This window comes from Clostridium carboxidivorans P7 (assembly GCF_001038625.1).
Taxonomy (GTDB): Bacteria; Bacillota; Clostridia; order Clostridiales; family Clostridiaceae; genus Clostridium_AM; species Clostridium_AM carboxidivorans.
Genome location: NZ_CP011803.1, coordinates 4,452,155 through 4,464,625, shown reverse-complemented (window position 1 = coordinate 4,464,625; position 12,471 = coordinate 4,452,155). Strand labels below are relative to the sequence as shown.

The 12,471-nt window shown below is 31.6% G+C and carries 16 protein-coding genes, 2 tRNA genes and 1 other annotated feature; all 18 genes read left to right on the top strand.

Annotation, left to right across the window (positions count from 1 at the left end):
• The first annotated feature begins 1 nt into the window (after window position 1).
• The gene (gene ispD / locus Ccar_RS19950; protein WP_007063030.1) at window positions 2–688 is read left to right on the top strand and encodes a 2-C-methyl-D-erythritol 4-phosphate cytidylyltransferase; all 687 of its coding nucleotides are present in this window, start codon (window positions 2–4) and stop codon (window positions 686–688) included.
• An 83-nt stretch (window positions 689–771) separates the two neighbouring features.
• On the top strand, window positions 772–2,442 hold the full coding sequence (gene proS / locus Ccar_RS19945) for a proline--tRNA ligase (protein ID WP_007063031.1): 1,671 nt from the start codon (window positions 772–774) through the stop codon (window positions 2,440–2,442).
• A 187-nt stretch (window positions 2,443–2,629) separates the two neighbouring features.
• Window positions 2,630–4,027, top strand: a complete 1,398-nt coding sequence (cysS, locus tag Ccar_RS19940; protein WP_007063032.1) for a cysteine--tRNA ligase — start codon at window positions 2,630–2,632, stop codon at window positions 4,025–4,027.
• 29 nt (window positions 4,028–4,056) lie between these two features.
• Entirely contained in the window at window positions 4,057–4,482 is a 426-nt protein-coding gene (locus Ccar_RS19935; RefSeq protein WP_007063033.1) for a Mini-ribonuclease 3, read from the top strand.
• Window positions 4,483–5,223, top strand: a complete 741-nt coding sequence (thyX, locus tag Ccar_RS19930; protein ID WP_007063034.1) for an FAD-dependent thymidylate synthase — start codon at window positions 4,483–4,485, stop codon at window positions 5,221–5,223.
• Window positions 5,224–5,351: 128 nt separating this feature from the next.
• Window positions 5,352–6,137: a 23S rRNA (guanosine(2251)-2'-O)-methyltransferase RlmB gene (gene rlmB / locus Ccar_RS19925; protein WP_179945259.1), complete on the top strand. Its 786-nt coding sequence runs from the start codon at window positions 5,352–5,354 to the stop codon at window positions 6,135–6,137.
• Window positions 6,138–6,149: 12 nt separating this feature from the next.
• Window positions 6,150–6,662: an NYN domain-containing protein gene (locus Ccar_RS19920; protein ID WP_007063036.1), complete on the top strand. Its 513-nt coding sequence runs from the start codon at window positions 6,150–6,152 to the stop codon at window positions 6,660–6,662.
• 72 nt (window positions 6,663–6,734) lie between these two features.
• Window positions 6,735–7,376 carry an RNA polymerase sporulation sigma factor SigH gene (gene sigH, locus Ccar_RS19915; RefSeq protein ID WP_007063037.1) on the top strand — a complete coding sequence of 214 codons (642 nt, stop codon included), beginning with the start codon at window positions 6,735–6,737 and terminating at the stop codon, window positions 7,374–7,376.
• Between the two features lie 74 nt (window positions 7,377–7,450).
• Window positions 7,451–7,525: transfer RNA gene (locus tag Ccar_RS19910), tRNA-Gly, on the top strand.
• Window positions 7,526–7,535: 10 nt separating this feature from the next.
• Window positions 7,536–7,611: transfer RNA gene (locus Ccar_RS19905), tRNA-Thr, on the top strand.
• Window positions 7,612–7,686: 75 nt separating this feature from the next.
• Window positions 7,687–8,880 carry an elongation factor Tu gene (gene tuf / locus Ccar_RS19900; RefSeq protein WP_048030358.1) on the top strand — a complete coding sequence of 398 codons (1,194 nt, stop codon included), beginning with the start codon at window positions 7,687–7,689 and terminating at the stop codon, window positions 8,878–8,880.
• A gap of 170 nt (window positions 8,881–9,050) precedes the next feature.
• Window positions 9,051–9,200, top strand: a complete 150-nt coding sequence (gene rpmG / locus Ccar_RS19895) for a 50S ribosomal protein L33 (RefSeq protein ID WP_007063561.1) — start codon at window positions 9,051–9,053, stop codon at window positions 9,198–9,200.
• A 48-nt stretch (window positions 9,201–9,248) separates the two neighbouring features.
• Window positions 9,249–9,479: a preprotein translocase subunit SecE gene (secE, locus tag Ccar_RS19890; RefSeq protein ID WP_007063562.1), complete on the top strand. Its 231-nt coding sequence runs from the start codon at window positions 9,249–9,251 to the stop codon at window positions 9,477–9,479.
• A 49-nt stretch (window positions 9,480–9,528) separates the two neighbouring features.
• Complete coding sequence (nusG, locus tag Ccar_RS19885; protein WP_007063563.1) at window positions 9,529–10,050, top strand: transcription termination/antitermination protein NusG; 522 nt, start codon at window positions 9,529–9,531, stop codon at window positions 10,048–10,050.
• A 72-nt stretch (window positions 10,051–10,122) separates the two neighbouring features.
• Window positions 10,123–10,548, top strand: a complete 426-nt coding sequence (rplK, locus tag Ccar_RS19880; protein WP_007063564.1) for a 50S ribosomal protein L11 — start codon at window positions 10,123–10,125, stop codon at window positions 10,546–10,548.
• Between the two features lie 56 nt (window positions 10,549–10,604).
• Window positions 10,605–11,294 (top strand): 50S ribosomal protein L1, encoded by a 690-nt coding sequence (gene rplA, locus Ccar_RS19875; RefSeq protein ID WP_007063565.1) that lies wholly within the window; start codon window positions 10,605–10,607, stop codon window positions 11,292–11,294.
• Between the two features lie 37 nt (window positions 11,295–11,331).
• Window positions 11,332–11,459, top strand: a sequence feature (ribosomal protein L10 leader region).
• 34 nt (window positions 11,460–11,493) lie between these two features.
• A complete protein-coding gene (gene rplJ / locus Ccar_RS19870; protein ID WP_007063566.1) occupies window positions 11,494–11,994 on the top strand; it encodes a 50S ribosomal protein L10 in 501 nt (166 codons plus the stop codon).
• A 33-nt stretch (window positions 11,995–12,027) separates the two neighbouring features.
• Window positions 12,028–12,393, top strand: coding sequence for a 50S ribosomal protein L7/L12 (gene rplL / locus Ccar_RS19865; protein ID WP_007063567.1), 366 nt, complete (start codon window positions 12,028–12,030; stop codon window positions 12,391–12,393).
• Window positions 12,394–12,471: the final 78 nt, after the last annotated feature.

Genomic DNA, 12,471 nt, shown 5'->3' with positions numbered 1-12,471 from the left:
CATGGGCAAAAATTATGCAATTATTCTAGCTGCAGGAAAAGGAAAAAGAATGGGTGCAGGAATTAATAAACAATTTTTAAACATAAAAGATAAGCCAATTCTTTATTATTCTTTAAAGACATTTTCTGATAGTCCATTTATAGATGAAATTATTTTGGTATGTTCAAGCAGTGAGATAGACTACTGTAAAGAACAAGTAGTGGGGAAGTATGGCATAAGAAAAGTGCTTAGGATTGTATCCGGAGGAAAGGAAAGGCAAGATTCCGTACTAAATGGGTTAAGGTCAATTACTGATTGTAATATAGTACTTATCCATGATGGAGCTAGACCTTTTGTAAATTCTAGTATTATTGAAAACGGAATAAAATATGCTGAAACTTATGGTGCATGTACTTGCGGAATAAATTCAAAGGATACAATAAAAGTTAAAGGTAGTGATGGATTTTCTTTAGATACCTTAGATAGAAGCAAATTATTTTGTGTTCAAACACCTCAATGTTTTAAATATGATTTAATCATCAAGTGTCATGAAAAATTGATACAAGATAAGGTTTCAGTTACAGATGATACTGCCGTAGTTGAACGTTATGGAAATAAAGTTTATTTATATGAAGGAAGCTATAATAATATAAAAATAACAACTCAAGAAGACTTAGTTGTTGCTGAAAGAATGTTGGAAAAAAATTAAAATGAACGAATATAAATCTCTTACTAATTAAAAAGTAAGGGATTTATACTTATATAAAGAAAAATATGGGGAGGGATAATTTTATGAAGTTATCAAAAATGATATTAGGGACTCTAAGAGAGGCTCCAGGGGAAACTGAATTAGAAAGCTATAAACTTATGGTAAGAGCTGGCATTATAAGAAAAGTGGCATCAGGAATATACAACTTTATGCCTACAGGAAAAAAAGTTATAGGGAATGTAAATAATTTAATAAAAAATGAGATGGAGAAAATAGATTCTCAAGAAATAGAGGTTTCACAGTTTGTTCCATTTGAACTATTAAACCAGTGCAATAATAAAGAAAGTAGTTTGACGGATACTTTTGAAACAGTTGATAAAAGTGAAAAAAAGTTTTATGTTGGAGCAGATTTTAAAGAACCTTACATAGAAATTGTAAAAAATGAAATAAAATCATATAAACAATTACCTGTAAGTATATATTCCATACAAAAACAAATTAAGGATGAGCCAAAACCTAAGTTTGGAATTATAAAATCTAAGGAATTTAATGAACTTCAATGTTATGTTTTTCATGATGATTTAACAGAATCAAGCCAATACATTAATAGTTTATGTGAAGTTTTTAATAGTATTTATCATAAATGTAGGATAGATTCTATAAAAACTAATTCTTTAAGGTTTTTCATAAAACATCCTTTAGGGGAAGAACATGTGGTATGCTGCGAGTCTTGTGGATATAAAGAGGACTTGGAAATAGCTACATGTACTTTACAAACAGAAGAAGAGGATGACATGAAGCCTATGAATAAGATTTCTACACCAGATACTAGAACTATAGATGAACTGGCTTCTTTGTTCAATACAACACCAGAATATTTTGTAAAGACCATTATATATAAAATAAATAATAAGATTGTAGCTGTAATGGTTAGAGGCGATAGGGAAGTAAATGAGACAAAAGTTAAAAATAGGATAGGTCATGTTGTAAGTTTTGAACTAGCAGACGAAGAGACAGTAAGATATGCTACATCAGCTGAAATAGGTTTTGCAGGTCCAATAAATTTGAAATGTGATACATTGTTAGTAGATGAAGAAATAACTAGAATGCGTAATTTTATGGTAGGAGCTAATGACACCGGATATCATTATGAATGTGTAAATTATGAAAGAGATTTTACAGGTACTGTTGGTGATTTTAAGAAGATTACAGAAAAGGATAAGTGCCCTGTTTGTGGAAATTCCATAAATATTGAAAATGCAATGGGTTTAGGCCAAATTATGAATTTGAAAACAACTTATTCAGAGAATATGAATGCTGTATTTTTAGATAAATTGGGAAAAAGTAAACCTATGAGTATTATTAACGCATCAATTAACATAGATAGACTTTTAGCGTTAATAGTTGAACAGAATCATGATAAAAATGGAATAGTATGGCCAAAAAGTGTAGCACCTTATGAAGTTATTGTAATAGCTGCAGTATTTAAAAATGAAGAACAAATGAAGACAGCTGAAAATATATATAATAAATTAAAATCACTGGGAATAGATGTTTTATTGGATGATAGAGATGAGAGAGCAGGAGTCAAGTTTAAAGATGCAGATTTAATAGGAGCGCCTATAAGAATAACTGTAGGTAAAAGAATATCTGATGGTAAAGTTGAATTTAAATTAAGAAATAATGATAATGTAGAAGATATAGATATAGATGATATAGAAGAAAAAGTTTTAAGCGAATTACATAGAAATTAATTAAACATGTTTTATAATGAAAGCGGCGCTGTCGCTTTCATTGTTTTGTAAACTATACTTGTGTATAAAAAATGTTAATAAGACTTAAATAAGTTATAATAATGTGTTAAAATATTTAAGAGAATTTTAGTTTAAGTATGTAAGTAAATCTAATTATATACTTAAAAGCAGGAGGTAAAATTTAACTATGAAGGTTTTTAATACAATTGCAAGAAAAAAGGAAGAGTTTATTCCTTTATCGGAAAAAGAAGTCAAAATGTATGTATGTGGGCCAACAGTATATAATTTTTTTCATATAGGTAATGCTAGAACTTTTGTTGTTTTCGATACAATAAGAAGATATTTGGAGTATAGGGGATATAAAGTTAAATTTATACAAAACTTTACTGATATAGATGATAAAATGATTAAAAGAGCTAAAGAAGATAATATAACAGTAAAAGAACTAGGAGATAAATTTATAGAAGAATATTATAAGGATGCAGATTCCTTAAATATAGAAAGAGCTACAGTAAATCCTAGAGCAACTGAATACATAAATGAAATTGTTGATTTTGTAAAAGAATTAATAGATAGAGGATATGCTTATGAAGTAGATGGTGATGTTTATTTTCATACAAAAAAGTTTAAGGATTATGGAAAGCTTTCAGGACAGAATTTAGAAGATCTTCAAGCTGGAGCTAGAATTAGTGTAGATGAAAGAAAAAAAGATCCTATGGATTTTGCAGTTTGGAAGAGTCAAAAGCCTGGAGAACCAGCATGGAAAAGCCCATGGGGTATGGGAAGACCTGGTTGGCATATAGAGTGCTCATGTATGGCATATAATTTATTAGGTGAAACTATAGACATACATGCAGGTGGATCAGATTTAGCATTTCCACACCATGAAAATGAAGTAGCACAAAGTGAAGCTAGAACAGGTAAAACTTTTGCAAAGTACTGGATGCATTCAGCTTTTGTAAATGTAAACAATGAGAAAATGTCTAAATCGCTTAATAACTTTTTTACTGCAAGAGAAATACTAGAAAAATATGATTCAGATGTTATTAGATTATTTATGCTTTCAGGACATTATAGAACTCAAATAAATTTTAGTATGGAATCATTAGAATCCATGAAAGCTGCTATGGATAGACTATATAACTCAATTTCTAATTTGGAAAGCTTATTAGAAGAAACAAAACAAGAAGAATTGATGGATCAAGAAGTTGAATACATAAAAATTTTGGATGGATATAAAGAAAAGTATATAGAAAAGATGGATGACGACTTTAATACAGCAGATGCTGTATCCGTTATTTTTGATCTTATAAGAGACATTAATACTAATGTTAAAATTGATTCTTCAAAAAAACTAATAAAGCATTGCTTAAATTTGATAAAAGAATTAGGAAAACCATTAGGCATATTACAAAAATCTAAAAAAGGCAATTTAGAGGAAAAAATAGAAGCGCTTATAGAGGAAAGACAGCAAGCAAGAAAAGATAAAAACTGGGCATTATCAGACAAGATAAGAGATGATTTAAAAGAGCAGGGGATATTACTTGAGGATACTCCTCAAGGAGTCAGATGGAAAAGAGCTTAATCAAATGAATTATAGAATGGAGAATTAGAATGGATTTCAGTTTACTAAAAGGTAAATTTACTAAAGATGCAGTAAGGCAGATAAATCCATTGGTGCTTGCCTTTGTTGGCGATGCTGTATATGAAGTTTTTGTGAGAACTTATTTAGTGGATAAGAATAGAGATATGTCTGTGCATAATTTACATGTAAAAGCTATAAAATTTGTAAAAGCACATGCGCAAAGTGAGTTTATAAAAAAAATAGAAAAAGAATTAAGTGAAGAAGAAATGTATTTCTTTAAGAGAGGAAGAAATTCCAAGTCAGGTACAGTTCCTAAAAATGCAGATGTACAAGAATATAGATTTGCCACAGGTTTTGAAACTTTAATTGGATATTTATATTTGACGGAACAAGAAGAAAGATTAAATTTATTATTAAATACGATAATAGAATTACAAATAACTGGAGGAATATAAATGGATTTAAAAGTTAAATTAATAGAACATACACCTAATCCAGAAAAGGTTATAGCCTCAGCTGCCAAACTGTGTTATAGCGCTGTAGGTATAGATGAAATTGAAGAAAATTTACAAGGTGAAAAGGCTACAAAATTTTTAAATATGTTGATGTCCTATGGTCATGAATCTCCTATAGAACATGTATCATTCACCTTTGCTGTTGAAGGAGTATCAAGAAGTTTGACACATCAGTTAGTAAGACATAGGTTAGCATCCTATTCTCAACAAAGTCAAAGATATGTTAAGCTAAGCCAGTTTCAATATATAGTTCCTCCTGAAATAAAAAAAGATGAAGAAGCTAAAAAAATATATATTGAAGCCATGGAAAATAGTCAAGAGGCTTATAATAAGTTAGCAGATATTTTAAAAAATAAACATATAAAGAATGGAATGAATTCACCAGCTGCAGAAAAGAAAGCCATTGAAGATGCTAGGTATGTTTTCCCAAATGCTTGTGAAACTAAGATAATGTTAACTATGAACGCAAGAAGCTTGGTGAATTTTTTCAAACATAGATGTTGTAATAGAGCTCAATGGGAAATAAGAGCACTGGCAAATGAAATGTTAAAACAAGTAAAGGAAGTAGCTCCAGTGCTATTTAAATACAGTGGACCTTCTTGTTTGGATGGAGTGTGTCCTGAAGGAAAAATGACTTGCGGTAAAAAAGATGAAGTTAGAAAAATGTATTTAGGAGTATAAATAATTTAAATGTGATACATATTGGAAATGGAAAGCTTTAAGATATTATCGAGGGATGAATAAAAAGTGAAAGAGGTATTGATGTGAAGGATACTAAAAAGAACTTTAAAGATAATTCAAATAGAAGAATAGAGAAAGATAATAATTTTTCAAGAAATACTAGTGAAAAATCTTTTAGAGAAGACTTAATAGAAGGAAGAAATGCAGTAATTGAAGTATTGAAATCTGAAAGAACTGTGGAACAGATATTAGTTGCCAATGGAGATGTATCAGGATCTATAAACCTGATACTAGCTTTAGCTAAAGAAAAAAAGGTAGTTATAAAGCAGGTGGATAGAAAGAAATTAGACCAACTTTCTCAAACTGGTGCACATCAGGGAGTAATTGCACAAATTACACCGTATAAGTACTGTGATGTAGATGATATAATTAGTTATGCAGAGGAAAAAGGAGAAAAACCGTTTATTGTTATACTAGACGAAATAGAAGATCCTCATAATTTTGGCTCCATAATTAGAACTGCTGAAACTTGTGGAGTACATGGTATTATAATACCTAAAAGGAGAAATGTTGGGTTAACTCCTGCTGTATATAAGGCTTCTGTTGGAGCTATAGAACATATGAAAATTGCTAAAATCACAAATATAAACAATGCAATAGATAAGTTAAAAGAACAAGGCATTTGGGTGTATGGTGCAGATATGAATGGGGAAAATTATTGTTATGATGTAGATTTTAGAGGTGCAGTAGCTTTAATAATAGGAAGTGAAGGAAAAGGTATATTAAAGCTTACTAAAAATAAGTGTGATGTACTTGTAAAGATACCTATGGTTGGAAATATATCATCTTTAAATGCTTCAGTTGCAGGTGGAATACTTATGTATGAAATATTAAAACAAAGATTTAAAAAGTAATAGTGATACAAAGTGAAAAATATTTTTGTAGATGGATATAATGTAATAAATAGTTGGTCTGAACTAAAGAAAATAAAAGAATATAGCTATGAAGCTGCAAGAACTGAACTTATAGAAAAATTAAGTAATTATGCAACTTATAAAAATTATAAAGTTTTTATAGTTTTTGATGCTCATATGGTAATCAAAAGTATAGAGAAAAAAGAGAAAATTAGTGATAACATAGTGGTAGTATTTACAAAAGAAGGGGAAACAGCAGATGCTTTTATAGAAAAAACAGTAAATAAAATAGGACGAAAAATAGAAGTATGCGTCGTAACCTCGGATTCTTTGGAACAACAGGTTGTTTTTCAAAGAGGTGCTACGAGAATGTCTTCGGTAGAGTTTTATCATGAAGTTAAAAGTGTAGAAAATAAAATTAAAAGCAAAATAGAGAAAAAATATTCAGAAAAAAGATTTACTTTGGAAGATACAATTCAAAAGGAAATACTGGAAGAGCTTGAAAAAATTCGAAGAAGTAATTAAAAAACATTGACTATAAATTTAGTTCTAATGTATAATCAATATGTGGTGTATTTTTATTTTGGAGGGGATATCTTGGATAGAAGGGGTTGTATTAGTAAGAAAATTTCCTCCTTTGAAAAAAAATTAGACGAGGAAATCGTTATTCAAGCAAAAAAAGGAGAGACTAGAGCTCAGGAATACTTGATTAATAAATATGAAAATTTTGTGAAAGCAAAAGCGAAGTCTTATTTTTTGATAGGAGCAGACAAAGAAGATATATACCAAGAAGGAATGATAGGGTTATATAAAGCTATAAGAGATTTTAAACCTGATAAGTTATCATCTTTTAAAGCTTTTGCTGAGTTGTGTGTTACACGACAGATAATCACTGCTATTAAGACTGCCACAAGACAGAAACATATTCCTTTAAATACATATATTTCCTTAAATAAGCCTATATATGATGAAGAGTCAGATAGAACTTTGTTAGATGTTTTGTCTGAAGCTAAGGTGGCAGATCCCGAAGAATTAATTATAAGTAGGGAAGAATTAAATCATATACATGCTGAAATAGGCGAGGTTTTATCAAGTTTAGAAATGGAAGTATTAATGTCTTATCTCGATGGCAAGTCTTATCAGGAAATTGCTTGTGATCTAGATAGACATGCAAAATCCATAGATAATGCACTACAAAGGGTAAAAAGAAAATTAGAAAAATGTTTAAACGATAAATAAAAAATTGCATATTGACAAAAAAATATACTTGTATTAAAATTGATAATCGGTATATAACTTTTTATTAATTATGAGCAGGAGTAGTTCAGCGGTAGAACACCAGCTTCCCAAGCTGGCTGTCGCGGGTTCGATCCCCGTTTCCTGCTCCAGAGAAAAATTGCCCATGTAGCTCAGTCGGCAGAGCGTCACCTTGGTAAGGTGGAGGTCACCGGTTCAATCCCGGTCATGGGCTCCAATAATATATAAACCTTACAACACACCAGGGTGAGTTTACTTAAACTAAAAGTCAACCAAATGAGGAGGAATAAAAATGTCAAAAGCAAAATATGAAAGAACAAAACCACATGTAAACATAGGAACAATAGGACACGTAGACCATGGTAAGACAACATTAACAGCAGCAATAACAATGGTGTTAGCAAAAGAAGGAAAAGCAGAAGCATTTAAGTATGACGAAATAGATAAAGCACCAGAAGAAAAAGAAAGAGGAATCACAATCAACACAGCACACGTAGAATATGAAACAGAAAACAGACATTATGCACACGTAGACTGTCCAGGACATGCTGACTATGTAAAGAACATGATAACAGGAGCAGCACAAATGGATGGAGCAATCTTAGTAGTAAGTGCAGCAGATGGTCCAATGCCACAAACAAGAGAACATATACTACTAGCATCAAGAGTAGGAGTAAGTTACATAGTAGTATTCTTAAATAAAGCAGACCAAGTAGACGATCCAGAATTATTAGAATTAGTAGAAATGGAAGTAAGAGAATTATTAAGTGAGTATGACTTCCCAGGAGATGATATTCCAATAATAGTAGGAAGTGCATTAAAAGTAATAGAAAATCCAGATGATGCAGAAGCAACAAAATGCATACATGAATTAATGGATGCAGTAGATAGCTATATTCCAACACCAGAAAGAGCAACAGATAAAGCATTCTTAATGCCAATAGAAGATGTATTCACAATCACAGGAAGAGGAACAGTTGCAACAGGAAGAGTTGAAAGTGGAATACTAAAAGTTGGAGACGAAGTAGAAATCGTAGGATTAAAAGAAGAAAAAGGCAAGACAACAGTAACAGGAGTAGAAATGTTCAGAAAGCTTCTTGATCAAGCAATGGCAGGAGATAACATAGGAGCATTACTAAGAGGAATACAAAGAGATGACATCGAAAGAGGTCAAGTATTAGCAAAACCAGGTTCAGTACACCCACACAAGAAATTTGTAGGTCAAGTGTACGTATTAAAGAAAGAAGAAGGCGGAAGACATACACCATTCTTCAATGGATATAGACCACAGTTTTATTTCAGAACAACAGACGTTACAGGATCAATCGCATTACCAGAAGGAGTAGAAATGGTTATGCCAGGAGATCACATAGATATGAATGTTGAATTAATAACACCAGTAGCAATGGATGAAGGATTAAGATTTGCAATAAGAGAAGGCGGAAGAACAGTAGGCTCAGGTGTTGTTACTAAAATAGTTGAGTAATTTTTGATTTTTAGGACTGGGTTTCTAGACCTGGTCCTTTTAAAAAGTATTTTTAAATTTCATTGACATATAAACTAAGTTGTGATAAATTATTAAAGTAATGCGTAATTTAAGGCTAATAAAGATATATTAATAGTTTACATATACGACTATATCAGGAGGTGTAAGTAATGAGAGTAAAAGTAACATTAGCATGTACAGATTGCAAACAAAGAAATTACAACACAATGAAGAACAAAAAGAACGATCCAGATAGATTAGAAATGAGAAAATATTGCCCATTTTGCCATAAACATACATCTCATAAAGAAACAAAATAATAATTTATAGAGGCATGCGATAAATATTTTTCAAGGATGTGAAGAAAAATGGCTGTACAAAATAGTGCAAAGAAAACAAAAAAATCAGCAGCGTCCGGAAATAGTTTTATTAACTTTTTTATAGACTTAAAAGCAGAAACTAAAAGAATAACTTGGGCCTCTAAGGAAAAAGTAAAAAAGGCAACAGCAACAGTTTTAATATTTTGTCTTATTTATATAGTAATTGTTGGATTACTAGATGTAGGATTTAAAAATTTGTTTAGTGTAATTTTTAAATAAAGGTAAAGAAGGAGGTAGGGGTCGAGAAAAGATTCCCGTCCCTTGAGCTATGGCAGAGAGAGCTAGATGGTATGTAGTTCATACATATTCTGGTTACGAGAACAAAGTTAAAGCCAATTTAGAGAAAACTATTGAAAATAGAAATCTTTATGATTGGATAGATGATGTTCAAGTTCCCATGGAAGAACAAGTTGAAGTAAAAGATGGAAAAAGAAAAGTAACATTAAAAAAAGTATTTCCAGGATATGTTTTAATACACATGGTAATGACAGATGATTCTTGGTATGTAGTTAGAAATACTAGAGGAGTAACAGGATTTGTAGGTCCAGGATCTAAGCCGGTTGCACTCACAGATGAAGAAGTTGTATCTATGGGAATAGCAGAAAAAGCTGTTAATGTAGATGTGGAAGTAGGAGAAAGTATTAAAGTTAAATCCGGTCCTCTTGAAAACTTCCCAGCTGTTATCCAAGAAATTAATACTGAAAAGAAAAAAATTAAAGCGCTAGTTAACATGTTTGGCAGGGAAACACCTGTTGAACTTGATTTTAATCAAATAGAAAAACTAGATTAGTCTATAAGGCGAGAGCCTTAATAAGTGGGAGGACAAAGTCCGTATTAACCACATTTTAGGAGGTGTAAATTCATGGCTAAAAAAGTAGTAGGAATGATTAAACTTCAGCTTGCTGCAGGAAAAGCAACTCCAGCACCACCAGTTGGACCAGCACTTGGACAGCATGGTGTAAACATAATGGGATTCTGTAAAGAATTTAATGCTAAAACTGCTAGTCAAGCAGGATTAATAATTCCAGTAGTAATTACTGTATATCAGGATAGATCATTTAGTTTTATACTAAAGACTCCACCAGCAGCAGTATTACTTAAAAAAGCAGTAGGAATAGAAAGTGGTTCTGGTGTACCAAATAAAACTAAGGTTGCTAAAGTTACAAAGGATCAGTTAAGACAAATAGCTGAAACAAAAATGCCAGACCTAAATGCAGGATCAGTTGAAGCTGCTATGAGTATGATAGCAGGAACAGCTAGAAGCATGGGAATAACTGTAGAAGAATAATCTGGTCTAATATGGTGGGAGGTAAAAACCGTTAAAACCACGAAGGAGGATTAATAATGGGAAAAAATTATAGAGAAAGTGCTAAGCTAGTTGATAAAAATGTATTATATACACCTGCAGAAGCTATGGAACTTGCAGTAAAAACATCAAAGGCTAAATTTGATGAAACTATAGAATTAGCTTTAAGACTTGGTGTTGATCCAAGACATGCAGATCAACAAGTTAGAGGAGCAGTAGTACTTCCTCATGGAACAGGAAAAAAAGTTAGAGTTTTAGTTTTTGCTAAAGGCGAAAAAGCAAAAGAAGCTGAAGCAGCAGGTGCTGAATTCGTTGGAGCAGAAGAACTTGTTCAAAAGATTCAAAAAGAAAATTGGTTTGATTTTGATGTAGTAGTTGCAACTCCAGATATGATGGGTGTTGTTGGTAGATTAGGTAGAGTATTAGGACCTAAGGGATTAATGCCAAACCCAAAATCAGGAACAGTTACTTTTGATGTTTCAAAAGCAATAGCTGATATCAAAGCTGGTAAAGTTGAATACAGAGTTGATAAAACTGCTATAGTCCATGTTGCAATTGGAAAGAAATCTTTTGGTGAACAAAAGTTATCTGAAAACTTCCATGTATTAATGGAAGCTGTAGTTAAAGCTAAACCAGCAGCAGCAAAAGGACAATACTTGAAGTCAGTAGTAGTTTCAAGTACTATGGGACCAGGAGTTAAAATAAATCCAACAAAAGTTTTAGAGTAGTATTGACATAGATTTTAAATTTATGTATAATTCTAAGGGTTAACAAGTAAATATTCCGTAGACAGTGGGTGCGAAAGCGTAACGTTAACAACCTACCGAGGGTTCCAATATAAAGATTATGGTTGGTCTCTCTGCGTCTTCGGAGGGACCTTTAAATTTTGTATAATTGCAGTATAAACTGTGAGGAGGTGGACACACAGTGGGAAAGAATAGACAATTAAAAGAAGCTAAAGTTTCAGAAATAAAAGAAAAAATGGAAAAAGCACAAGGTATAATCTTTGCTCAATATCAAGGATTAACAGTTGAAGAAGATACAGTGCTTAGATCAAAGTTAAGAGAAGCTGGTGTTGAATATAAAGTTTATAAGAATACTTTAACTACATTAGCAGCAAAAGAATTAGGACTTGGCGAAATAGAGAGTGTACTTCAAGGTCCTTTATCAGTAGCATTTGGATATGAAGATCCAACTGCTCCAGCAAGAATACTTAATGATTTTGCAAAGGATCATAAAAAATTAGAACTTAAAGGCGGAATAGTTCAAGGAGAAATCTTTGATGTTGATAAAGTTAAACAACTTGCAACAATACCACCAAAAGAAGTTCTTATTGCAAAATTACTTGGAAGCTTCAAGGCTCCATTATCAAATCTTGCATACTTATTAAATGCTATTAAAGAAAACAAAGAATCAGAAGAAGCTTAATTTAAAAAAGAGAAATTTTGGAGGTGTCTAATAATGACAAGAGAAGAAATAATTCAAGCTATAAAAGAAATGAGCGTTTTAGAATTAAACGAATTAGTTAAAGCATGTGAAGAAGAATTTGGTGTAAGTGCTGCTGCTCCAGTTGCTGTTGCAGGTGGTGCTGTTGCAGGCGCTGCTGCAGAAGAAAAAACTGAATTTGATGTAGTATTAGCAGAAGCAGGTTCAGAAAAAATTAAAGTTATAAAAGCTGTTAGAGAGATAACAGGATTAGGATTGAAAGAAGCTAAAGAAGTAGTTGATGGAGCTCCTAAGACATTAAAAGAAGGCGTAAGTAAAGAAGATGCTGAAGCTATAAAAGCTAAACTTTCAGAAGTTGGAGCTACTGTTGAAATAAAATAGTAATTCACAAATTAAAGAGGCACTTTATAAAAAGTGCCTCTTTTTTAAAACATTTTATATAATTGTAGAAAGCAATTG